Origin of the sequence: Streptomyces sp. NPDC102279 (genome assembly GCF_044766365.1) — a bacterium.
Taxonomy (GTDB): Bacteria; Actinomycetota; Actinomycetes; order Streptomycetales; family Streptomycetaceae; genus Streptomyces.
This window is the reverse complement of sequence record NZ_JBIWLU010000006.1, coordinates 100,583-123,475: the sequence shown is the minus strand read 5'-3', so window position 1 is coordinate 123,475 and position 22,893 is coordinate 100,583. Positions and strand designations below refer to the sequence as shown.

Annotated in this window: 21 protein-coding genes; 13 read left to right on the top strand and 8 right to left on the bottom strand. The window is 73.4% G+C overall.

The window, feature by feature from the left end:
- Positions 1 to 79: 79 nt before the first annotated feature.
- On the bottom strand, positions 80 to 682 hold the full coding sequence (locus tag ACIRQH_RS16155) for a TetR/AcrR family transcriptional regulator (protein WP_358822659.1): 603 nt from the start codon (positions 680 to 682) through the stop codon (positions 80 to 82).
- 172 nt (positions 683 to 854) lie between these two features.
- Here ACIRQH_RS16155 and ACIRQH_RS16150 point away from each other — a divergent pair, with 172 nt between their 5' ends.
- From ACIRQH_RS16150 to ACIRQH_RS16125, 6 genes are all read left to right on the top strand, one after another.
- Positions 855 to 1,667 carry an MBL fold metallo-hydrolase gene (locus tag ACIRQH_RS16150; RefSeq protein WP_404226295.1) on the top strand — a complete coding sequence of 271 codons (813 nt, stop codon included), beginning with the start codon at positions 855 to 857 and terminating at the stop codon, positions 1,665 to 1,667.
- A gap of 226 nt (positions 1,668 to 1,893) precedes the next feature.
- Entirely contained in the window at positions 1,894 to 3,216 is a 1,323-nt protein-coding gene (locus ACIRQH_RS16145) for an NAD(P)/FAD-dependent oxidoreductase (protein WP_404226293.1), read from the top strand.
- Positions 3,213 to 3,944 (top strand): DUF1365 domain-containing protein, encoded by a 732-nt coding sequence (locus ACIRQH_RS16140; RefSeq protein WP_388872830.1) that lies wholly within the window; start codon positions 3,213 to 3,215, stop codon positions 3,942 to 3,944. Before ACIRQH_RS16145 ends, ACIRQH_RS16140 begins: the two co-directional genes overlap by 4 nt.
- On the top strand, positions 3,941 to 5,209 hold the full coding sequence (locus ACIRQH_RS16135) for a class I SAM-dependent methyltransferase (RefSeq protein WP_404226291.1): 1,269 nt from the start codon (positions 3,941 to 3,943) through the stop codon (positions 5,207 to 5,209). The genes ACIRQH_RS16140 and ACIRQH_RS16135 overlap by 4 nt, the downstream gene beginning before the upstream one ends.
- Positions 5,206 to 6,525, top strand: coding sequence for a class I SAM-dependent methyltransferase (locus tag ACIRQH_RS16130; RefSeq protein ID WP_404226289.1), 1,320 nt, complete (start codon positions 5,206 to 5,208; stop codon positions 6,523 to 6,525). Before ACIRQH_RS16135 ends, ACIRQH_RS16130 begins: the two co-directional genes overlap by 4 nt.
- Entirely contained in the window at positions 6,522 to 7,328 is an 807-nt protein-coding gene (locus ACIRQH_RS16125; RefSeq protein WP_404226287.1) for a DUF1295 domain-containing protein, read from the top strand. The genes ACIRQH_RS16130 and ACIRQH_RS16125 overlap by 4 nt, the downstream gene beginning before the upstream one ends.
- Before the next feature lie 100 nt (positions 7,329 to 7,428).
- Here the strand turns inward: ACIRQH_RS16125 and ACIRQH_RS16120 are convergent, their stop codons facing one another.
- The 3 genes from ACIRQH_RS16120 to ACIRQH_RS16110 all read right to left on the bottom strand — a co-directional run bounded on the left by ACIRQH_RS16120 (position 7,429) and on the right by ACIRQH_RS16110 (position 9,524).
- Complete coding sequence (locus ACIRQH_RS16120; RefSeq protein ID WP_404226284.1) at positions 7,429 to 8,181, bottom strand: anti-sigma factor domain-containing protein; 753 nt, start codon at positions 8,179 to 8,181, stop codon at positions 7,429 to 7,431.
- Positions 8,178 to 8,762 carry a sigma-70 family RNA polymerase sigma factor gene (locus ACIRQH_RS16115; protein ID WP_081222772.1) on the bottom strand — a complete coding sequence of 195 codons (585 nt, stop codon included), beginning with the start codon at positions 8,760 to 8,762 and terminating at the stop codon, positions 8,178 to 8,180. The genes ACIRQH_RS16120 and ACIRQH_RS16115 overlap by 4 nt, the downstream gene beginning before the upstream one ends.
- 168 nt (positions 8,763 to 8,930) lie before the next feature.
- Positions 8,931 to 9,524 carry a sigma-70 family RNA polymerase sigma factor gene (locus tag ACIRQH_RS16110; RefSeq protein ID WP_388872815.1) on the bottom strand — a complete coding sequence of 198 codons (594 nt, stop codon included), beginning with the start codon at positions 9,522 to 9,524 and terminating at the stop codon, positions 8,931 to 8,933.
- Positions 9,525 to 9,636: 112 nt separating this feature from the next.
- On the opposite strand from ACIRQH_RS16110, the gene ACIRQH_RS16105 reads away from it, so the two are divergent.
- Entirely contained in the window at positions 9,637 to 10,638 is a 1,002-nt protein-coding gene (locus tag ACIRQH_RS16105; RefSeq protein ID WP_404226281.1) for a MerR family transcriptional regulator, read from the top strand.
- A 56-nt stretch (positions 10,639 to 10,694) separates the two neighbouring features.
- On the opposite strand, the gene ACIRQH_RS16100 is transcribed toward ACIRQH_RS16105, so the two are convergent.
- The 3 genes from ACIRQH_RS16100 to ACIRQH_RS16090 form a co-directional block, all read right to left on the bottom strand.
- Complete coding sequence (locus ACIRQH_RS16100; RefSeq protein WP_388872809.1) at positions 10,695 to 11,432, bottom strand: DUF4142 domain-containing protein; 738 nt, start codon at positions 11,430 to 11,432, stop codon at positions 10,695 to 10,697.
- 312 nt (positions 11,433 to 11,744) lie between these two features.
- Entirely contained in the window at positions 11,745 to 13,121 is a 1,377-nt protein-coding gene (locus ACIRQH_RS16095; RefSeq protein WP_404226279.1) for a cryptochrome/photolyase family protein, read from the bottom strand.
- A gap of 76 nt (positions 13,122 to 13,197) precedes the next feature.
- A complete protein-coding gene (locus tag ACIRQH_RS16090; RefSeq protein ID WP_404226276.1) occupies positions 13,198 to 14,727 on the bottom strand; it encodes an SDR family oxidoreductase in 1,530 nt (509 codons plus the stop codon).
- A 152-nt stretch (positions 14,728 to 14,879) separates the two neighbouring features.
- On the opposite strand from ACIRQH_RS16090, the gene ACIRQH_RS16085 reads away from it, so the two are divergent.
- The 3 genes from ACIRQH_RS16085 to ACIRQH_RS16075 all read left to right on the top strand — a co-directional run bounded on the left by ACIRQH_RS16085 (position 14,880) and on the right by ACIRQH_RS16075 (position 18,059).
- A complete protein-coding gene (locus ACIRQH_RS16085; protein WP_404226273.1) occupies positions 14,880 to 15,401 on the top strand; it encodes a MarR family winged helix-turn-helix transcriptional regulator in 522 nt (173 codons plus the stop codon).
- Positions 15,402 to 15,594: 193 nt separating this feature from the next.
- A complete protein-coding gene (locus tag ACIRQH_RS16080; RefSeq protein ID WP_404226271.1) occupies positions 15,595 to 17,712 on the top strand; it encodes an MMPL family transporter in 2,118 nt (705 codons plus the stop codon).
- Positions 17,713 to 17,891: 179 nt separating this feature from the next.
- Positions 17,892 to 18,059, top strand: a complete 168-nt coding sequence (locus tag ACIRQH_RS16075) for a hypothetical protein (protein WP_355877445.1) — start codon at positions 17,892 to 17,894, stop codon at positions 18,057 to 18,059.
- 26 nt (positions 18,060 to 18,085) lie between these two features.
- Here the strand turns inward: ACIRQH_RS16075 and ACIRQH_RS16070 are convergent, their stop codons facing one another.
- Positions 18,086 to 20,065 (bottom strand): hypothetical protein, encoded by a 1,980-nt coding sequence (locus tag ACIRQH_RS16070; protein ID WP_404226269.1) that lies wholly within the window; start codon positions 20,063 to 20,065, stop codon positions 18,086 to 18,088.
- Positions 20,066 to 20,466: 401 nt separating this feature from the next.
- Here ACIRQH_RS16070 and ACIRQH_RS16065 point away from each other — a divergent pair, with 401 nt between their 5' ends.
- The 3 genes from ACIRQH_RS16065 to ACIRQH_RS16055 all read left to right on the top strand — a co-directional run bounded on the left by ACIRQH_RS16065 (position 20,467) and on the right by ACIRQH_RS16055 (position 22,860).
- Entirely contained in the window at positions 20,467 to 20,550 is an 84-nt protein-coding gene (locus ACIRQH_RS16065; RefSeq protein WP_351421473.1) for a putative leader peptide, read from the top strand.
- A gap of 269 nt (positions 20,551 to 20,819) precedes the next feature.
- Positions 20,820 to 21,374: an NADPH-dependent FMN reductase gene (ssuE, locus tag ACIRQH_RS16060; protein ID WP_358822249.1), complete on the top strand. Its 555-nt coding sequence runs from the start codon at positions 20,820 to 20,822 to the stop codon at positions 21,372 to 21,374.
- Positions 21,375 to 21,723: 349 nt separating this feature from the next.
- A complete protein-coding gene (locus ACIRQH_RS16055) occupies positions 21,724 to 22,860 on the top strand; it encodes an LLM class flavin-dependent oxidoreductase (RefSeq protein WP_388872793.1) in 1,137 nt (378 codons plus the stop codon).
- The last annotated feature ends 33 nt before the right edge of the window (positions 22,861 to 22,893 follow it).

Below are 22,893 nucleotides of genomic sequence, written 5' to 3'. Positions count from 1 at the left end.
TAGAGATGTCGGCTTTGAATGAAGACCGGGCCCACGTCCGTGACGTTCGCCGACCGGACCGATTCGACGCGCGCCCGCGTCAGAAGGCGATGAGCAGGCGGGCGATCGCGCGGCGTGCCCGCGTCGGCGCCTGGGGGTCGCGGTGGAGCTGGATCGCCTGGTCGGCCGCCAGGATCACGCCGCCCAGTTCGAAGACGAGCTGCTCCACATCGGTGCGCTCGGGGAGCTGTCCGGTGCCGATCGCGGTGTCCAGTTCCGCGGTGACATACGCGGTCCATGCGGTCAGCGCGTCGAGGACCGCGTCCCTGACCGGCCCGGGGCGGCCGTCGAACTCGCTCGCCACCGAGGTGAGGAAGCAGCCCCCGTGCCCCTCGTCCTCGGCCATGTACGAGATCCACTCGTCGAAGGCGCGCGCCAGCCGCTCCGTTCCGGGCCGCGCGCCGACGGCCCGCCCCGGCACCCGCAGCCGGAACCGCTCGACGGCCGCGTCCAGTGTGGCGAGCTGGAGCGCCTCCTTGCTGCCGAAGTGGCCGATCACGCCCGCCTTGCTCATGCCCAGGCCGATGGCGAGGCGTCCGATCGTGAGGCCTTCGAGGCCCTCGGTCGAGGCCAGGGCCAACGCGCTCCCGAGGATCCGGTCGCGGGTGGCGGCGGTTTCGGCGACGGACTTGCGCGGGCTCATGCGGACAGCTTAACCTCACGACCGTTCGCTTTTAGCTTACGAGCGTTCGCTATCCAGGCCGGAGCGGATCGGGCCGGCTCGCCCGCCTCGTCGCCCGGCTCCCGTGCCGAGCCCCGTCCCGCCTCCCGCACCGCTCCGCCGACGGCATCCGCGACCCCTGAAGGGACTCATCGTGAAGATCCACCATCTCAACTGCGGTTCCCTGCGCACGATCGACAGCGAGGAGGGAAGCCTGCCCGCCGTCTGCCACTGCCTGCTGGTCGAGACCGACCGCGACGGGCTCGTCCTCGTCGAGAGCGGGATCGGCACGGCCGACGTGGCGCGCCCCGAGGAGAACCTCGGAGCCGACTTCCTCGCCCGCGCCCAGCCGGTCCTGGACCTCGCGGAGACCGCCCTCCACCAGGTCACCGCCCTGGGCTTCCGGCCCGAGGGCGTGCGGCACATCGTGCTCAGCCATCTCGACCTCGACCACGCCGGCGGACTCCCCGACTTCCCCTGGGCCAAGGTCCACCTGAACGAGGCGGAGCACCGCGCGGCGATGGCGGCCCCCGGGCCCCACCCCGAGGACCGCGTCCGCTACCGCCCGGCCCAGTGGGCCCACCGCCCGCACTGGGTCACGTACGCGGGGTCCGCGGGAGACCCCTGGTTCGGGTTCGACGCGGTCCGCCCGCTGGAGGGCATGGACGCCGAGATCCTGCTCGTCCCGCTCGGCGGGCACACACACGGCCACAGCGCGATAGCCGTCCAGGACGGCGGGCGCCGGCTCCTGCACTGCGGGGACGCCTACTACTTCCATCGCGAGATCGACCCCGACCATCCGGAGGGCCACCCCGGGACGGACCTCCTCCAGCAGCTCACCGAGGTGGACCGGCCCCTGCGGCTCGGCAATCACGCCCGGCTGCGGGAACTCGTCCGCCTGCACGGCGACGAGGTCGAGGTCTTCAGCGCGCACGACCCCTGGGAGCTGGCCCGGTACACCGCCTGACACGGCACCGGGGCGGCCCACACGCGAGTGGATCAGCCGCCCCGGGCCATGCCGCGACCGCCCCCGCGGGCGTACCTCCCTACCCCGCTCCGACGCCCTCCCGTACCGCCTTCCGGGGTCCGCTCACCCGATTTGAGGAAGATCGCGCCCAAGGCAATCCGTAGAGGGCCCAGCTTCGGAATACCACCGAGAGCTCTGACGAGGAGCCGGGCGGGAGGAAACGACGATGCACAGGTCCGCAGACGCTTCGGACGGCGACGCGGGGCCCGCCGGACGGCGGGGGACGGGACGCACGGCCGTGATCGGCGGGGGAGTGGCCGGCCTCACCGCCGCGCACGTGCTCAGCCGGACGCGGTCCGTGGCGGTCTACGAGGCGGACGACCGGCTCGGCGGCCACGCGCACACCCACGACCTCGCCTCCTCCGACGGACGGGTGCACCGCGTCGACTCGGGCTTCATCGTGCACAACCACCGCACCTATCCCAACCTCCTGCGGCTGTTCGCCGAACTGGGCGTCGCCACCCAGGAGTCCGAGATGAGCATGTCCGTACGGTGCGAGGGATGCGGCCTCGAATACGCGGGCGCCCGCGGCCCCGCAGGTCTCTTCCCCCGGCCCGGCAACGCGCTGCGCGGCCCGTACCTGCGCATGCTCACGGAGGTACCGGCCTTCCACCGGGCCGCCCGCCGCCTCCTCGCCGAGGGCACCGAGGACGGCGAGGACACCCTCACTCTCGGCGACTTCCTGGTCCGGCAGCGCTTCTCCGCCTACTTCACCCGGCACTTCATGACCCCGCTCGTCTCCGCGGTCTGGTCCTGCGACGCCGCCACCGCCCGCCGCTATCCCGCCGCCTACCTGTTCCGCTTCATGGACCACCACGGCATGCTGTCCGTAAGCGACTCACCGGTCTGGCGCACGGTGACCGGCGGCTCCCGCTCCTACGTCGACCGACTCGCCAAGCAGCTCGACGCCGTGCACACCTCCGCCCCCGTCCGGGCCGTCCGCCGGCACAGCGACGGAGTGGACATCACCACCGAGGACGGCACCACCGCCTCGTACGACTCCGTGGTGATCGCCGTCCACCCCGACCAGGCACTGCGACTGCTCGCCGACCCCAGCGGTAAGGAGCGCGAGGTGCTCGGCGCGTTCCGCTACTCGCGCAACGCCACTCTCCTGCACACCGACACGACACTGCTGCCACGCGCCCGCGGAGCACGCGCCTCCTGGAACTACCTGATGCCGGACTGCGACGCGGGCGCGGACCGGGTCCGGGTGAGCTACGACATGAACCGCCTCCAGCGGCTCGACGCACCCGAGACGTACGTCGTCACCCTGGGTGGCGGCGACCGCGTCGACCCGACCCGGGTGCTGGCACGCATGGAGTACGAACACCCCGTGTACACCCCCGAGTCGGTCGCCGCACAGCGACAACTCCCCGCCCTCAACGACCCGGTGACCGCCTACGCCGGCGCGTACCACGGCTGGGGCTTCCACGAGGACGGCTGCCGCTCCGGTGTCGAGGCCGCCGCCGCGCTCGGGGTGACCTGGTGACCGCGGCCCCCGCCCTCTACCCCTGCACGGTCGCCCACGTACGGACCGCGCCCAGCCGGTACGCCCTGCGGCACCGCACGTACATGTGGCTGACGGACCCGGACAGCCCTCCCGAACTGCCCTACCTGCTCCGTCCGTTGGCCCGGTTCGACGCCCGCGACCACTTCGACGGCGACCAGCCGACCATCCGCGCCGGCCTGGACCGGTACCTCGCGTCGCACGGCATCGACCTGCGCGGCGGCGAGGTGCTGATGCTCGCCCACGCCCGCGTCCTCGGCCACGTCTTCAATCCCCTGACCGTGTACTGGTGCCACGACCCCGACGGCACACAGCGCTGTGTCGTCGCCGAGGTGCACAACACGTACGGCGAACGGCACACCTATCTGCTCCATCCCGACGCCGACAACACCGCGCGGACCCGCAAGGAGTTCTACGTCTCGCCGTTCTTCCCCGTCGACGGCGCGTACCGGATGCGGCTGCCCGAGCCCGACAGCCGGCTGAACCTGGCGGTACATCTGGAACGCGCGGGAACCCGTCCCTTCACCGCGACCGTACGCGGAACGCGCCGGACGGCCACCGTCGGCGCGCTGCTGCGTCAGGCGCTGCGCCACCCCTGGTCCACCGTCGCCGTGTCCGCCGCCATCCGGCTGCACGGCGTCCGCCTGTATCTGCGGGGACTGCCCGTGCAGCCCCGCACCCCACGTCGAACCCAGGAGAACGTGAAATGAGGACAGCCGAGTCCTGCCCCGTCGAGACACCACGACAGGACACCGACCCGGTCGGCCGGCCGGACGTGATGACGCGACCGGACGCCTCCCGCGCCCGCACCGCCGTCACTCGAGCCGTCCTGCGCCGAGCACTCGAACGCCTGCCCCTGCAGGCCCGGTTCGCCGACGGAACCCGCGTCGGCCTCGGCGGCCCGGTCATCGACATCCATGACCCGGCCGCCTTCCACGCCCGCATCGGCACCACGGGGCTCATCGGTTTCGGCGAGTCCTACATGGCGGGGGAGTGGGACGCGCCCGACCTGGTCGCCGCGCTCACCGTCCTCGCCGGGAACGCGGCCGGACTGATCCCCGCCCCCCTCCAGAAACTGCGGGGACTCTGGGCGCTGCGCCGGCCCGACATCCAGCGCAACACCCCCACCGGCGCCCGCGACAACATCAGCCGCCACTACGACCTGTCCAACGACCTGTTCGCCCTCTTCCTGGACGACACCCTCAGCTACTCCGCGGCGCTCTTCCGCGGCTTCCCCGCCACCTGGGACCTCCTCCCCGCCGCCCAACACCGCAAGATCGACCGGCTGCTGGACCTCGCCGAGGTCGGCCCCGGCACGCGCCTCCTCGAAATCGGCACCGGCTGGGGAGAGCTGGCGATCCGGGCCGCCGCACGCGGAGCCCACGTCACCTCGCTCACCCTGTCCCGCGAACAGCGCGACCTGGCCCGGCAGCGCGTCCGCGAGGCCGGACTCGACGATCGCGTCGACATCGAACTGTGCGACTACCGCGAGGCCGTGGGGACCTACGACGCCGTGGTCAGCGTCGAGATGATCGAGGCCGTGGGCGAGGAGTTCTGGCCCACCTACTTCGCCGCACTCGACACCCTGCTCGTCCCCGGCGGCCGCGTCGCGCTCCAGGCGATCACCATGCCGCACGACCGCATGCGCGCCTCGCGCGACACCTTCACCTGGATCCAGAAGTACATCTTCCCCGGCGGACTGCTGCCCTCCGTGGAAGCCGTGGAGGACGTGACCCGCGAACACACCACGCTGCGCACCACCCGCAGGGACGCCTTCGGAGCCCACTACGCGGAGACCCTGCGCCTGTGGCGCGAGCGGTTCACCGAGCGGGCCGAGAAGGTCGCCGCCCTCGGCTTCGACGAGACCTTCCGCCGTATGTGGACCTTCTACCTCGCCTACTCCGAGGCCGGGTTCCGCTCCGGCTATCTCGACGTCCAGCAGTACCTGTTCACCAAGGAGGTCCCCATCCCATGAGCACCGCGCCCGTCGCCCGCGCCGTCCGACGCGGCGCCGCCCAACGTCTCGCCGCCCTGGCCGAGGAGGCGCTCGGCGGCCCCCTCCCGCTGCGGGTGCGCGCCTGGGACGGCAGCGAGGCCGGACCGCCCGACACCCCCGTCGTCGTGGTGCGTTCGCGACGCGCCCTGCGGCGGCTGCTCTGGCAGCCCGGCGAACTCGGCCTCGCGCAGGCCTATGTCACCCGCGAACTCGACGTCGAGGGCGACCTCGCCGAGGCCCTGCGCGTGATGTGGGGAGCCGTCCGCGAACGCGGCCTGCAAACGCCCCGGATCGGCCTCACCGACCGGGGGCGGGCCGTCGGCGCCGCCGTGCGACTCGGAGCCGTCGGCCCCCGGCCCCCGACACCCGCGTCCCAGGCCCGCCTGCGCGGCGGCCTGCACAGCAGGTCCCGCGACCGGGCCGCCATCAGCCACCACTACGACCTGTCGAACGCGTTCTACCGCCTCCTCCTCGACGAGACCATGGCCTACTCCAGCGGCTACTGGACGAGCGAGGACCCCGGCTTCGGGCCCGCCGACGCCCAGCGCGCCAAGCTGGAGCTGATCTGCCGCAAGCTCGCCCTCGTGCCGGGAGCCCGGCTCCTCGACATCGGGTGCGGCTGGGGTTCCCTCACCCTGTACGCGGCCGAGGAGTACAAGACCCAGGTCACCGCCGTCACGCTCGCCGCCGAGCAGGCCGCCCACGTACGCGAGCAGGTGCGCGAGCGCGGGCTGGAGCACCTCGTCGACGTGGTGTGCCAGGACTACCGCGACATCGAGGGCGGCGCCTACGACGCGGTCGCCACGGTCGAGATGGGCGAGCACGTCGGCGACGCCGAGTACCCGGCGTTCGCGGCCGCCCTGCGCCGGCTGGTCCGCCCCCAGGGGCGGGTGCTCGTGCAGCAGATGTCCCGGGGGTCGGTCGCCCCCGGCGGCGGCGCGTTCATCGAGGCGTACGTCGCCCCCGACATGCACATGCGGCCACTGGGGGAGACCGTCGGACTCCTGGAGGGCGCCGGGCTCGAGGTGCGCTCCGTGGAATCGCTGCGCGAGCACTACGTCCGCACGGTCGCCGCCTGGCACAGCACACTGGAGGAGCGGTGGGACGACTTCGTGCGGCTCGTCGGTGAGGAGACCGCCCGCGTGTGGCGGCTCTACCTGGTCGGCGGCGCACTCGCCTTCGAGGAGCGGCGCATGGGCGTCGACCAGATCCTGAGCGTGCGGCCCACACCCGGCGGGGCCGCGGGGATGCCCGCCGTGCCGCACACCTGGTACGCGGGCACGGACGAGCGATGAGCGGCTTCCCCTGGGCCGCGTTCGCCCAGAACCTCGGGTTCGCGGCCGCCGCCGCGTTCGCCGTCATGCTGGTCACGTTCGCCGTCGCCGTGCGCAAGGGCCTGCACCGCATCGTGGACGTCGCCTGGGGGATCGGGTTCGCCGCGGTGGCCCTCGTCTCCTTCGCGGCGTCCGCCGGCGAGGGCGACGACGTACGGCGCGTGCTGGTCGCCGCCCTCACCACGCTGTGGGGGCTGCGGCTGGCCGCGCACATCGCGCGCCGCGGCCGGGGACACGGCGAGGACCCGCGCTACGACGCCATGCTCGCCAAGGCCCCCGGCAACCGTGACCTCTACGCCCTGCGCATGGTGTACCTCCTGCAGGGCGCGCTGGTGTGGCTGGTGTCCCTGCCCGTCCAGGCGGCGCAGTACGTGCCGGGGCCTGTGACGGGATTCGCCTGGGCGGGCGTGGCGCTCTGGGCGTGCGGCCTGTTCTTCGAGGCGGTGGGCGACGCCCAGCTCGCCCGCTTCAAGAGGGACCCGGCCAACAAGGGCAAGGTCATGGACCGCGGTCTGTGGAGCTGGACCCGCCACCCCAACTACTTCGGTGACTTCTGCGTCTGGTGGGGCCTGTTCCTGTTCACCTGTGACAGCGGCGCCGCGGCGGCCGTGTCCGCGGTGTCCCCGCTGGTGATGAGCTACCTGCTCGCCAGGGGCAGCGGCAAGCCCATGCTGGAACGGCACATGGCACAGCGTCCCGGCTTCGCCGAGTACGTGGCCCGGACCAGCGGCTTCTTCCCACTGCCCCCGAAGCGGCGCGGCTGACCCCCCACGCCGGAAACACGTCGCCCCGCCGGGTTCGACCCGGCGGGGCGACATGTTTCCGGCGTTCGTCCCCTCCCCCGAAAACCGGGGGGACGAACGCTCAGGCGGGGAAGTTCAGCAGGGCCACCGGATCGGAGGTGGGCTCGGCCGATCCACCGGCCGGCTCCACGGTGATCCCCATCCCGGACGCCTCGTCCACGGAGCCGTCCATCAGCACCGCCTCCGTCGTACGCGCCGGGTCCATGAGACCGGCGGACCGCATGGTCCCCGCGTCGTTGAACCACAGTTGGTAGACCTTGCCGGTCGGCGGCTTCGCCATCCCCGCGGCGACGAACACCGCCTGGTCCCGGCTCTCGGACACCACGACCGTGCCGCGCGCCCCGTCCGCCAGTGTCGCCGTACGCGACTTCGCGTCGGGCGCGGCGAGCACCGCGGCCACCTCGTTCGTCCGCCGCTCGGCCTGCCGCGCCTGCTGCCGCGCGTCCTCGGCGCGGTCGTGCTGCCACACCGCGGTGCCGCCGAGTCCGGCCGCGGCGGCCAGGCAGGCGGCGAGCGCCCACCGCGCGGGCCGGCGTCCGCGACCGGCCACCCGCCGGGGCGTGGCGACCGCAACGGTCCGCGGCGCCTCCTGCCGGACCGTGGTGATGCGTCGCATCACGTTCTCCTTGAGCGCCGGAGCAGGCGTCTCGGTGACCGCCATGCCCAGCCGCGCGGCGGCGGCCGTCAGCTCACGGACCTCCAGGGCACAGGACTCGCAGTCCTCGGCGTGCCGCTCGAACAGCTCGCGCTCGTCGTCGGCCAGGGCGTGCAGGGCATAAGCGCCGGTCAGTGTGTGCAGGTCAACCGTGGTCACGCCGTCACCCCCAGGCAGTCACGCAGTCGGATCAGACCGTCGCGCAGGCGCGTCTTGACCGTGCCGAGGGGAAGCGCCAGAAGCTCCGCGACCTCCCGGTAGGTCAGCCCGCGGTAGTACGCCAAGGTCACCGACTGGCGCTGGAGCTCGGTCAGCGTGCGCAGACAGCGCCGCACCTGTTCCCGTTCGAGACGGGCCTCGACCTGTTCGGTCACCTCGTCGTACTCGGGCGTCCTGTCGAGCAGCGCGGCCTTGTGCTCGCGGGCCGCCGACGCCTCGACCGAACGGACCCGGTCCACGGCCCGTTGGTGGGCGAGCGTGAGGACCCAGTTCATCACCGAACCCCGCTCGGGCCGGTAGCGGGCGGCCGTGCGCCACGCCTCCACCAGAACCTCCTGGGCGACCTCCTCGGACTGGGCCCGGTCGCGCAGCACCCGGCGCACGATGCCGAGGACGGGGCCCGCCACGACGTCGTACAGCGAGGCGAACGCCTGCTGGTCGCCCCGGGCGACCCGGGCCATCAGTTCCGGCAGATCCGGCTCCGCAGACGGGTTTCTCCCGATCTCCACGGCTTCCTTCACGGTGTGGTCCTCCAGGACGCGCTGTTGATTCGCAGGTGATCCGAAGCTGATCGGCCGACGGATTGCCCCGCGGCCGGGAAAGTTCCGGACGGGTCGGTGGACGGCGCGACGCGGAGCGGCCGGCCCGCGGGACCACGGGCCGGGGCAACCGCCGCACGGGCCCGGTGGTCAGACCTCCGCCGGCGACGGCAGACAGCGCCGCAGCTGGTGCAGACCGCGCCGCGCGTGGCTCTTGACCGTGCCCAGCGGCCAGCCGGTGCGCTGGGCGATCTGCGTCTGTGTGAGGTCCTCGTAGAACGCGAGGTGCAGAACCTCGCGCTGGGGCGGGGGCAGCTTGGACAGCTCGTGCCGCACCAGCACCCGGTCGAGCACCGCCTCGGGACGGGCCCGCCCCTCGTCGGACAGGGCCAGCAGGGCACCGGCCACGCCCACCAGCTCGGTGCGCCGGGTCCGTGCGGACAGGGCGTCGGCGATCTTCCGCCGGGTGATGCCCACGAGCCAGCCGGCCAGCGTGCCGCGGTCCGGGCGAAAGCCCCGGCCGCCCCGCCATGCGGCGAGGAACACCTGCTGCGTGACGTCCTCCGCCTCGCGCGGGTCGCCCAGCGAGCGCCGGGCGAGGGTGTGGACCAGGGGCGACCAGCGCCGGTAGACGGTGGCGAGGGCGGTCTCGTCGCCCTCGACGATGGCGCGCGCGAGGTCGGCGTCCGTGCCCGGGCCCGCAGGCCCGGCGGACCGCTGTGCGGCGGTCGCATCTGCGCTCATGACACGCTCCTCGCTCCGGGCACCTCCTGCTCCGGGCCCCGACACCCCCATCGTGTGAACCGTTGGACAGAAGCGACAACTCGCATCGTTTCTGCGTCGTATAGTCGGCCGTATGGGTGAGAGCCGGTCGGATCGGGAGCGGGGAGCGGGCGCCGTGTCGGTCGACGCGGGCGTCACCACGGGAGCGCTGGCCCGCCGCCTCGGCGTGTCACCCACCACCCTGCGGTCCTGGGACCGCAGGTACGGCGTGGGACCCGCGGTCCGCTCCGACGGACGGCACCGCCGCTGGACGCCGCAGGACGTCGCGATGCTGGAGGAGATGTGCCGGCTGACCTCCGCAGGCGTGCCGCCGGCCGAGGCGGCCAGGGCGGCGATGGAGGGGTCCGACGCGGCCCCTGCCGAGGCGAAGCCGTCGGCGGACGCGTACCGGCCCCGTTCGAAGGCGGCAGGCCCGCTGCCCCTCGGTGACGCCCGGCAGGAGTGCAAGGGACTGGCGCGCGCTGCCGTACGCCTAGACGCGCCCTCCGTGGACGACCGGCTGACCTCGCTCGTCGAGCGGCACGGCGTGGTCGTCGGCTGGGAGGAGGTGATGGTGCCGACCCTGCACGCGGTGGGACGCAAGTGGGAGTCCGCCGGCGACCGTTACGTCGAGGTGGAGCACCTGCTGTCCTGGCACATCTCCCGGGCGCTGCACCGCGCGTCCGGCCCTTCGGACCCGTCCGGTCCGGACACGCCCGCGGCCGGACCGGTCGTGCTGGCGTGCGTCCCGGGCGAACAGCACTGCCTGCCACTGGAGGCGCTGCACGCCGGTCTGGTGGAACAGGGCCTGCCCACCCGGATGTTCGGCCCGGCCGTACCCCCGGAGGCGCTGACCGCGGCGGTAAAGAGGCTGGGCCCGCTGGCCGTCGTGCTGTGGTCGCAGACGCGCTCGACCGCCGACCGCCCACTGGCCCGGCACATCGCCGCCACCGGCTGGGGCGTGAAAGGCGCCCGCCGCAACCCTGTCGTGCTCCTGGGCGGGCCGGGCTGGGCCGGGCGGCCCGAGCAGGGGATGCTCCGGCCGCCGGGACTGCGGGACGCGCTCACCACGCTGGCGAGCCTGGCCGCGGGCTGAGCCGAGCGGTCAGCCGCGCGTGCGAGACCCCGAAAGGTACCCGCACGCTCCGGAGTTCACCCCACCGTCGGCGACGGCGACGGCTTCGCGGCGCCCGACGACCCGCTCGCCGGCGGTGTCAGCACGACCGTCGGTTCGCCGGGCTGCGGCGGGGGAGGCGTCAGGTTGTTCTTCGGCAGCTTCGGGTCCGTCGTCTCCTGGATGATCACCTGGTCGAAGTTCACCAGCCCGGTCTTCTCCATCACCGTGATGTGGTCCAGCACCGTGGAGTTGGCCTGGTTGGCGAGCTGACGCACCAGCGTGTTCTGGGTCGTGGCGCGGACCTTCGCGATGACCGAGAAGATCTGACCGTGTGTCACCCGCAGGATGTTGGCGAGGTCGGTGTCGAACTTCTTGCCGCTGTCGCCGCTCAACGTCGCGACGAATCCCTGCTGTTGCGGCGACGGCTTGTTGGGCAGGGTGATGCCCAGCTGCTGGGCGATCTTGCGGCAGGCCTCGTCGAGGCCCGCGTGGCCCGAGACCAGATGCTGCCCCGCTGTGCGCACCGACGGAATGGTCCCCTTCTCCAGGGCCAGTTGACCCACGGGGTACTCCCACAGACCGGCCGCGCGCACCTTGACGACGAAGTCGCGGTCGGCCTCGGTCAGCGGGCCCGACGGCGTGTTCGCGATGATCCGTGTCGAGGCACTGGACGTGTTCTGCACGCCCAGCATGGCCGGGTAGGCGAGCGCGGCGAGGGTCAGGGTCAACGCGCCGGTCACGAAGAGTGTTCCCGCGTTCCGTGCGATGCGCATGGAGTCTCCTGGCGGCCGGGGCGGCGTCCGGAGCGGGACGCTCCGGTCCGCCGCGCGATGGATCCGGTGCAGACGGATCCGGTACGAGTGGTTCGGACGCCCACCAGTACGGCCGCACACCCGGGAGAAATCTCTACGGCGGGTAAAATCCTTGCCCGCTGCCCGCTGCCCGCTGCCCGCTGCCCGCTGCCCGCTGCCCGCCGGCCGTCGAGTCGTCCGTCGCGCCACCCGTCGCGTCGTCAGCGGCGGCCGCTCGCGACTCCGGCCGCCGGATCGCGCGTCGACTCCGCGAGGAGCGGGCGCCCGGGGGCGTCAGTCGGTCAGACCGCGGCCTTCCCTGAACCGGGCCAGCCCCTCGGACAGTTCGACGATCGGGTCCGGATAGTCGAAGGCCGCCCGGTCCAGGCCCTGAAGCTTCCACGGCTCGTGCACCGCACGCCCCTCCAGGCCCGCCAACTCCGGCACCCAGCGCCGCACGTACTCCCCGTCCGGGTCGTAGCGCTTGGCCTGGGTCACCGGGTTCAGGACGCGGTTGGGCCGGCTGTCCGTGCCCGTACCCGCCATCCACTGCCAGTTGAGCTGGTTGTTGGCGACATCGCCGTCCACCAGCAGGCTCAGGAAGTGCCGGGCGCCGACCCGCCAGTCCACGTACAGCGTCTTGACCAGGAGGCTCGCGGTGAGGAGCCGGCCCCGGTTGTGCATCCAGCCCTCGTGGCGCAGCTGGCGCATCGCGGCGTCCACCACCGGATAGCCGGTGCGACCCTCCCGCCACGCCTCGATGTCGTCGCGCGCCGCGTCCTCGGAACGCCAACGGTCGTGCCGTGTGCGGTAGTCGGCGGTGGACGCCTCGGGTCGCACGGCGAGCACCTGGTGGTGGAAGTCGCGCCACGCGAGCTGCCGTACGAACGCCTCCGCGCCCGCGCCGCCCGCCGCGGCCGAGCGGTGCACCAGCTCGACCGGCGAGAGGGTACCGAAGTGCAGGTGCGGGGAGAGCCGTGAGGTCGCGTCTCCCGGCAGGTCGTCGTGCCGGTCCTCGTACGCCCCGATCCCGCTCCGCAGCCAGGCCGTGACCCGCCTCCTGCCCTCCGTCTCACCGCCGGCGGCGAGTCCCGGGGACACGCCGGACACGTCCGAGCGGGCGGGGAGCTCCTCCGAGCCGACGCCGTCCGGCACCCGGACGACCCGGGGAGCGGCGGCCGCGTCCCGGAGCGGCTGCCGCGCCCACTGGCGGTGGTACGGCGTGAAGACGGCGAAGTGGTCCGAGGACGCCGGAGTGACCGCGCCGGGTGCGACGGCGGTGACGACCGTCTCGTGGACGTGCAGGCGGCAGCCCTCGGCCTCCAGCGCCGCACGCAGCCGTTCCTCCCGGCGGTGCGCGTAGCCGCTGACGCCCGCCGCCATGTGCACCTCGTCCGCGTCGGCCTCGGCGACCACCTTGCACACCTCGGCCACCACATCGCCGGACCGCACCACCAGCCGCCCGCCGCGCTCACGCAGCCCGGCGTCCAGATCCGACAGACAGTCGGCCAGGAACGCCATCCGGTTGGGAGCGGTGAACCCGGCCTCCGCGACGGCCTCGTCACGCACGAACAGCGGCACCACCGCGTCGGAACCGTCGAGCGCGGCCCGCAGCGGCGGGTGGTCGTGCAGGCGCAGGTCCGAGGTGAACAGGACGATCGAGAGGGTCATGGCGTTGCTCCGGTGCAGGGCTGCGAGGGTACGGCGTCGATCTGCTTCTGCTCGGCCGGCTCCGCCGGATGCGTGCTCAGCGGGTGAGCGAGGGTTCCTTCACCCCACTGGGCGCGTTCTTGGCGGCGGCCTTGGCGATGTTGCGGGCCATGCCGCCGAACACGACGGAGTGGAAGGGCGAGACGCTCCACCAGTACAGGTGGCCGAGCAGACCGTGCGGATGGAACAGGGCCCGCTGCCGGTAGCGGGTGCGCCCGTCGTCGCCCTTCTCCGCGTACATCTCCAGCCAGGCGAGTCCCGGCAATCTCATCTCGGCCCGCAGCCGCAGCAGATGACCGGGCTCGATCTCCTCCACCCGCCAGAAGTCGAGCGAGTCGCCCACCCGCAGCCGGGTCGCGTCCCGGCGGCCACGCCGCAGCCCCACCCCGCCCACCGCCCGGTCGAGCCAGCCGCGCACGGCCCAGGCGAGCGGGAAGGAGTACCAGCCGTTGTCGCCGCCGATGCCCTCGATGACCCGCCACAGCGCCTCGGACGAGGCGTCGACGGCCATCTCCCTGCGATCGGTGTACAGGCTGCCGCCGGCCCAGTCCGGGTCGGTGGGCAGCGGGTCGCTCGACGTACCGGGGTACGAGGCGGACGACCAGCGCGTGGTGACCTGCGCGTCCCGCACCCGCTGGAGCGCCAGGGCCACCGACGCGTCGAAGCCGATCGGTCGGCCGGGGGGATCGGGCACGTAGCGGGCGATGTCGTGCTCGTGGCACACGACCTCGTGGCGCAGTGACTCGGTGAGCGGCTTCGCGATGGACGCGGGCACCGGGGTGATCAGTCCGACCCAGTGGCTGGACAGTCGCGGAGTGAGCACCGGCACCGGGAAGATGAGCCTGCGGGGCAACCGGGCGATGGTCGCGTACCGGCGCATCATCTCCAGGTACGTCAGGACGTCGGGTCCTCCGATGTCGAACGCGCGGTTGACCTCGGCGGGCATCGTGGCGCTGCCGACCAGGGTCCGCAGTACGTCGCGCACGCCCATCGGCTGGATCCGGGTGCTCACCCAGCTCGGCGTCACCATCACCGGCAGCCGCTCGGTGAGGTAGCGCAGCATCTCGAAGGAGACCGAGCCGGAGCCGATGATCACCGCGGCGCGGAGCACCGTGGTCGGGACGCCCGAGCTCAGCAGGATGCGCCCGACCTCCGCCCGCGACCTGAGGTGCGGTGACAGTTCGTCCTCCGGCACGCCCACGGGGGTGAGGCCACCCAGATAGACGATGCGGCGGACGCCCGCCGCCTTGGCCTGCTCGCCGAAGATCCGGGCCGCTCCGCGGTCGGTCTCCTCGAAGTCGCGGCCCGAGCCGAGGGCGTGCACGAGGTAGTAGGCGACATCGATCCCCCGCATCGCGTCGGCGACGGACTCGGCGTCCGTGACGTCCCCGCGCACCACCTCGGCCTCGCCCGCCCAGGGATAGTCGCGGAGCTTGGCGGGGGAGCGGGCCAGACAGCGCACCTGATGCCCCTCGGCCAGCAGTTCGGGGACCAGCCGTCCGCCGATGTAGCCGGTGGCACCGGTCACCAGACACCGCAGTCCGATGCGGGTGTCGTCGTCGCTCATGGATCCTCCGTCGCTGTCCGCCGTAGCTCCCGGTCAGTCACCCCTCCTGCATCCCTTCCCCGCCCGCACCCCCCACGGATGCGCCGGACGGGCGCTCCCGGCAGGGCGCGGCCGTACGGGGGACGCCCCGCCGACTTCTATAGGCTGAGCGCGTGGCCAGAGCAGATGACTCCGACGACCGGGCGGGTGAGCCGGACCCCGGTGGGGGACCGGAGCGCGAACGCGCCGCGCCGACGGACCTGCAGGCCTTCGCCGTGCAGCTCCGCCGGATGAACGGCGAGGTCAACCGGATGGTGCACGGCTTCGCCGGCGAACACGGACTGCACGCCACGGACGTCCAGGCGCTCGCCGCGATCCTCGACGCTCCCGAGCCGCTCACCCCCGGCCGGCTCAGGGAACACCTCGGGCTCACCTCGGGTGCCGTCACGGCCTGCCTGGACCGGCTCGAACGCGCGGGCCACATCCGGCGCGTCAGGGAGAGCCCCGACCGCAGAGTGGTCCACCTGCACTGGGTCCCCGACGCCAAGTCGGTGGCCCGCGCCCACTTCCGGCCGCTCGCCGAGGTCACCGCCAGCGTGCGGTCCGGCTTCAGCGAGGACGAACTGTCGGTTGTCCTGCGTTTCCTGACGGCCATGAACGAGCAGCTCTCCGGCGTACGGTCTCCCGGGCGCTGACGTCCGTCGGCCCGTCACTCCGGCGGGCGGGAACCTCCGGCCGCCCGCCGCATCCGGCAGGGCGGCGTCCCAGGAAGCACCTCCGTGGTCTACGATCCGGCCGCGAGATAACTCAATGATTGAGATTGTTTGTCATTGAGATACCTGGACACCTGTACGTCGAACGCCGTGCTGCCGTGACACCTGGAGAGAGATGTCCATCACCCCACGACGGGCCCTTTGGCTGATCCCCGTCGTCCTGCTCGTCGCCTGGCTCGGCATCGGGGGAACCCTCGGCCCCTACGCTGGCAAGCTCGGCGAGGTCGCCACCAACGACCAGGCCGCCTTCCTGCCGCGCAGCGCCGAATCCACCAAGGTGGTCTCCGAGCAGCGCGCTTTCCAGCAGGACGAGACCCTGCCCGCGATCGTCGTGTGGACGGTGGACGGTGCTGGGTCGGCCCGCGGCGAGCGCCAGGCCGCCGCGACCCGCGCACTCGCCTCCCTCGCTGGTTCGCCCGGCGTCGTCGGCCAGGCGTCTCCCGCCCTGCCGTCGGGCGACGGCAAGGCCCTGGAGGGCGTCGTCCAGCTCCGGCCCGACCTCGGCGACAAGCTGCCGGACACCCTCGACCGTGTCCGCACCGCCGCCGACCGCGTCCCGGGAACGACGGCACGCATCGCCGGGCCCGCCGCCAGCCAGGCCGACCTCTCCGACGCCTTCGCCGGCATCGACGGCCTGCTGCTCGGCGTGGCCCTCGCGACCGTCCTGGTCATCCTGCTCCTCGTGTACCGCAGCGTGCTGCTGCCCTTCGTCATCATCCTCGGCGCGGTGTTCGCGCTCGGCCTGGCGTGCGCCGTCGTCTACGTCCTCGCCGACCACGACGTCGTCCGGGTGGACGGCCAGGTACAGGGCATCCTCTCCATCCTCGTGATCGGCGCGGCGACCGACTACGCCCTCCTGTTCACCGCCCGCTTCCGTGAGGAACTCGCCCTGCACGAGGACCGGTTCACCGCCGTCCGGGCGGCGCTGCGGCAGTCGTGGGGTGCGATCGTCGCGAGCGCCGGGACCGTCGCCCTCGGTCTGCTCGCCCTGCTGCTCAGCGACCTGACGAACAACCGGGCGCTCGGCCCGGTCGGCGCCATCGGCGTCGTCTGCGCCGTACTGAGCACGCTCACCTTCCTGCCGGCCGTCCTGGTCCTTCTCGGCCGTGCCGCCTACTGGCCGGCCCGTCCCCGCCCGACCGGGGACGCCGGGGCCGGCAGCGGAGTCTGGCGCCGGGTCGCGGACCTGGTGGACCGCGCACCCCGCAAGGTCTGGGCGATCGCCCTCGCGGGCCTCATCGCCTGCGCGGCCTTCGCCCCCACCCTCACCGCGAAGGGCGTCCCCCTCGACGAGATCTTCGTCGACGACGCGCCCTCCGTCGCCGGCCAGCAGACCCTCTCGGAGCACTTCCCCGGCGGCTCGGGGAACCCCGCCGTGATCATCGCCGACGCCGGCCGCGTAACGCAGGTGATCACCGCGGCGCGCACCACGGACGGCGTCGCCTCGGCCGCCGCGGTGACGGAGTCCGGGCGGCCGGGCGGGGGAGACCCCAAGGTCGTCGACGGCCGGGTGCGCGTCGACGTCACCCTGCGGTCCGCCGCGGACAGCGACACGGCCAAGGACACCGTCGCCCGGCTGCGCGACGCCGTCCACGCCGTCCCGGACGCCGACGCGCTCGTGGGCGGCTACACCGCCCAGCAGTACGACACCCGGCAGACCGCCGAACGGGACCGCACCCTCATCGTCCCCGTGGTCCTCGCCATCATCCTGATCATCCTGGCGGGCCTGCTGCGCTCGCTGCTGATGCCGCTGCTCCTGGTGGCCACGGTGGCGCTCAACTTCGCCGCCACACTGGGCATTTCGTCGCTCGTGTTCCGGCACGTCTTCGGCTTCAGCGGCACCGACGCGTCCGTGCCGCTGTACGGCTTCGTCTTCCTCGTCGCCCTCGGCGTCGACTACAACATCTTCCTGATGTCCCGGGTCCGTGAGGAATCGCTGCGGCACGGCGTGCGCCAAGGGGTGCTCCGCGGGCTCGTCGCCACCGGCGGGGTGATCACCTCGGCCGGTGTCGTCCTCGCCGCGACCTTCGCGGCCCTCGGCGTGATCCCCCTGGCCTTCCTGGTGCAGATCGCCTTCATCGTCGCGTTCGGCGTCCTGCTCGACACCCTGGTGGTGCGCTCACTGCTGGTGCCCGCTCTCGTCCGCGACATCGGCCGCCGCGCGTGGTGGCCGGGGGCGCTGAGTCGCGAACCCGCGCCCGCGCCCCATCAGGGCGAGCGCGTCGGGGTGTGACGGGGCCCGCCCCGCGCCGACCGCGCGGGGCGGGCAGGTCCCGCGTTCCGCCGTACACCGGTTCACCGTCCGCCGACGGGGGTGAACACACCTGACATGTCTCGGAGAAACGCGGGCAAGCGCATTCCACGGGACCCGTCGCTCCGGGTCCGAGGTCAGAGGTGGAGGTGCCTGCCGCTATGGGGACAAAGGTGCTGGAACGATTTCCCGCGGGAGCTCCTCGCGGATCGTGGTCGGCTGAGGAGTACGCGGCCCGGCGCCGCACCGAGGGACTGCCGGCGACGGTCGTGATGGACCTGAAGTCGGACGCCTTCCTCGTGGTCGTCCCCCTCGGTGAAGAGGACTGATCCCCGCCGCGCGGGTCCGGGCCGGCTCAACGGCTCGCCCTGTCACCGACCGGGGCCAGTGAAGAGCCGTTCTCCAGACGGGCCGTCAGACCCGGGCGCGCGCCCTCCGGAGCCCGCACCGCGAGAGTACGGCCGTCCCGCCGGGCCCTGACCGCGCCGGTCACCTCGATCCCGGTGACGGCCCGGCTGCCCGCGGCGAGCAGAAACCAGTGACCCGCGTCCGACCGCCAGTGGGCGGCCGCCACCACATGCTGGCCGAACCGGCTGCAGGCCGCGGTGGACCGGGCCCGCGCGACCTCCCGGGCCGGAGCGGACGGCGACGACGCCGGCAGCCGCAGCAGCACCCGCACATCCCCGGGACCGCGCCAGGTGCCGGCCCGCGCACAGGCCCACACCGCGTGCCCGCCGTTCTCCGGCAGATCCTGCTCGGCGAAGTCCCAGGCGTTCACCTCCCGCACTCCGCCGCCCCGCAGCTTCTCCAGCCCGCACGCCATGTGCGCCCACGCCACCAGCGCCGGTGTGCCCGTCGCCTCCCGCGGCTGACGTGCCGGAGGCGTTCCGTGACCCGGCAGCGGCGTGTACGTCAGATGCACCGGCGACGGCTCGCCCAGGTCGGTCAGCAGGAACGCGTGCTTCTCCACGATGCGCTCGGACGACCGCAGTTGGAGCACCGGCCGCCGGTCGCAGGCCGCGCCCCCCGAGGGGGCGGAGAGCGGGTCGGTGACCCCGTCCCGCCCGACGTCCACCGGGCGGGCGGGAGAGTCCGGACGCATCAGGTCGCGGGTCTGCGCCTCGGCGATCCAGGGAGCCAGCAGGAACCTGGTCCCCCGCGGGCCGCGCCCGACGACCAGGGCGGCCGCGGTCGTCACGTCGGCGTCGTCGGTCCGCGCGAGCGCCAGCGCGCGGCGCCCGGGGCCGTCGACGGGTTCGCTGTAGCGCACCACGCGCTGTCCGTCGTGCAGCAGGACCACGGCGTCGCCGTCCACGTTCCCCGCGTACAGGAGCCGGGGTGCCCGGGGCGGCGGGTCCATGGACGTGGTCGCCGTCGTCGTGACCTGTACGGCGCGGGCGGGCCGGGCCCAGGCCGACAGCGCCCGGCGCAGCAGGCCCCGGTCGTCGGCGCGGGCCCCGCGCGCGGGCCACGCGGTGAAGTCGACCCGGGAGGTGTCGGCCCAGGAGTCCGAGGGCGTACGGACCAGGTCCGCGGGGCCGGGCAGCGACGCGCCCGCCGGGACGCGGCCGGACGACGGGCCCGAGCCGGGAAGCGAGACAGCCAGCAGCACCCCGGTGAGCGCGACGACCGAGAGCGCGCCCCACAGGACGCGGAAGCGGCGCCGGCGGCGGAGCAGGTCGGTGGGCGCGGTCTGCACCGTGCAGGCGTCGAACTCCCGTGACCTGAGCAGCGTCTGCGCCGCCGTGCCGGCCGTCTCACCGAGCCGTGCGGCGGACCTCAGGGCCGCTTCGGGGTCGGCGGTCCCCGCCGCCTCCAGCAGGGTCCTGACCGCCGGTTCGGTCCGCCCGTCCACGCTGCGCAGGACGAAGGCGGCTCGTCCCGCGGCCGTCGACCCCGACAGGGCCTGGCTCAGCGCGATCTCCTCCGCACCGCCCGCGCGGGGGAACAGCCGCAGCCCCCACACGACCGGCAGCGCGGGGATCAGTGTGCGCGGCGGCGGCAGCCGACGGGGCCAGCCGCGCGGTGAGCGCCCGTACGCGATCGCCGAGCGCAGGACCGCGGCGCGCAGCCGGTCCTTCTCGGCGACGGACCGGCGAGCCGTGCCGCGGGGGGTCGGCACGGTCGGCCCGGGAAACCGTTCCCGGGTGCCCGGCAGCGAGCGCTGCACCAGAGAGTGGGCGACGAGGATGCGGCGATGCCTGTTCAGCGAGGGAGGCAGCGTGAGGTACGCGAGACGCACCAGGTCGCTGTACTCCTCGACGAGGGCGGTCTCGGCCCGGTCGAGTGCTGTCCTGCCGCGGAGGACCGCACGCGGTAGCGAGGGGATGGGCATGGAACGAATGCCTTCCGAAGGAGCTGACGCCGTGTCACGCCGCTCCGTCAAACGAGTGACTCTTCGGATGGTCACAGGACGGCTGTCCGAGGACGGCGCCCGAAGCCGCTTGCGCGGAGGCAGGGAGCTTCCACGCAGGGAGGCCGGGCGCGGCGCCTCGACGACTGACCCGACAGGCGAGGCGTCGACGGCGAGGGCGGCGAAGATGCCGAAGGGGAGCGGTCTCCCGCACCTTCCGTGATCCCCCGTGACATGGCCCGGCCCGTCCCGCCGTCCGGGTCGCCGCAGCTCACGCGGCACGGCGGACGGACGTCGTGCCGCGCCCGCGGAACCGGTCCGGGATGCGAGACCTGCCCGCCGTTCCTTGACTGCTCCGAGCGGGGGCTGCGACGATCGGCGTCATGATGATGCGACTGGACCTCACGCGGCGACGCCATGTCGACCTTGCGCGTGTCTCCAGCTCCTTCTGTCGTCGCGACGTCTGACGGTCCCGACGGCAGGGTCCCCTTCGCACGGACCGTTTCTCCCGCGCCGGCCTTCGCGCCGCGCCACAGGACGTCCCCTGCCCGTCCCCGCCGTGCGCCGGCCGAACTCCCGCCGAACTCCCGGGCCTTCTTCCGGCCTGCCCTGGCCGGCCGGATCAGCGCCCGACCGGACAACGCAGTCCGCCGTCGCACCCCCCGACCCGGCACACGGCCGTGCCCCGCCCCTCCCGGTCGCCCGCCACCGTGAACTCCCTTTGGAATGAGGACTCATGGCCACCGTCCTGTCCGTCTCCGGCAGCCCCTCCGTCTCCTCCCGCACCGCCAAGCTCCTGCGTCACCTCGACACCCGGCTCGCCGCACAGGGCCACGAGGTGATTCCCCTCGACGTCCGCACGATCCCCGCCGAGGCCCTGCTCGGCGCGGACTTCCGGCACCCCGCCATCGTGGAGGCGGCCGCGCTGTTCGACCGCGCCGACGGCGTGGTCATCGGCACCCCCGTCTACAAGGCCGCCTACTCCGGCGTCCTCAAGGCCCTGCTCGACCTCCTGCCGCAGTACGCCCTGGCCGGCAAGACCGTGCTGCCGCTGGTCACCGGCGGCAGCACGGCTCACGTGCTCGCCCTGGACTACGCCCTGCGCCCGGTCCTCAACTCCATGGGCGCGAGCCACATAGTCCAGGGCTGGTTCACGCTCGACAAGGACATCACCACGGCACCCGACGGAAGCGTCACCGTGGCGCCCGGCACCGCCGAGGCACTGGCCCAGGTGGTGGACCAGTTCTCGGTGGCCCTCGGCCGCACCCCGCTGCTCGCCGCAACCGGATGACGTCCGTGACCGCCCACGTGCTGGCCGACGACGCCGGGGCCCTCGCCCTCGCCGTGGGGCTCGCGGAGGTGTTCCGGCCGGAAGCCCCGGTGCGCTCCGCCGAACGACGCCTTCCGCGCGCCGGGTCGGAAGCCCTTCAGGCCGCCGGCCCGCTCGCCGTCACGCGCGCCGGAACCGGCGCGGCGCCCGCGCCCACACGCTTGACGACCCCGCCCGCTGAAAGACCCAGGACCTCGGCCGTCACGTCCTGAACGGCAGGCCCCCGCGGCACGGCCTGCTCCGCCCCGCCCACCCCGCCCCGCGGCACAGCCGCCCGCCCCGCCCGGCCCATGATCGGAGAACACCCGCCGTGTCCCTCACCTTCCACTGGTTCCTGCCCACCAACGGAGACAGTCGCCATGTCGTCGGCGGCGGCCACGGCACGCCCGCCACCGTCTCCGGACAGGACCGCCCGCCGACGGTCGCCTATCTGAGCCAGATCGCCCGCGCCGCCGAGGACATGGGGTTCACCGGCGCCCTCACCCCGACCGGGGCCTGGTGCGAGGACGCCTGGCTCACCACCGCCATGGTCAGCCAGCACACCGAGCGCCTGAAGTTCCTCGTGGCGTTCCGGCCGGGCTTCGTGTCTCCCACGCTCGCCGCGCAGATGGCCTCCACCTACCAGCGCCGGACCGGCGGACGTCTGCTGCTGAACGTGGTCACCGGCGGCGAGAGCCACGAACAGCGCGCCTACGGCGACTTCCTCGACAAGGACGCCCGCTACCGCCGGACCGGCGAGTTCCTCTCGATCGTCCGGGACCTGTGGGACGGCAAGACCGTCGACCTGGCCGGCGAGCACCTCCGCGTCGAGGACGCACGGCTCGCCCGGGTTCCCGACCCCGTGCCCGAGGTCTACTTCGGCGGTTCCTCACCCGCCGCGGGTGAGGTCGCCGCCCGGTACGCGGACGTCTACCTCACCTGGGGCGAACCGCCCGCCCAGGTCGCCGAGAAGATCGCCTGGATCCGCGGGCTCGCCGCGCGGGAGGGCCGGACCGTGCGCTTCGGCATCCGGCTGCACGTCATCACCCGCGACACCTCCGAGCAGGCCTGGGCCGAGGCCGGGCGGCTCCTCGACGGCTTCGACCCGGCGACCGTACGGTCCGTCCAGGAGGGGCTCGCCCGCAGCGAGTCGGAGGGGCAGCGGCGCATGCTCGCGCTGCACGGCGGCGGACGCGACGGCCTGGAGATCCACCCCAACCTGTGGGCCGGTATCGGCCTCGTGCGCGGCGGGGCCGGTACCGCCCTGGTCGGCAGCCACGACGAGGTCGCCGACCGCATCGAGGAGTACCACGCCCTGGGCATCGACGAGTTCGTGCTCTCCGGCTACCCGCACCTGGAGGAGGCCTACTGGTTCGGCGAGGGCGTGCTGCCCCGCCTCGCCGCGCGGGGCCGCTGGCGGCACCCGTTCGCGACCGGCCCGGCCGCGCAGGTGCCCTTCCAGGGCTGAGCGAACCTGGAGAGCCGGAAGGCCGGAAGGCCG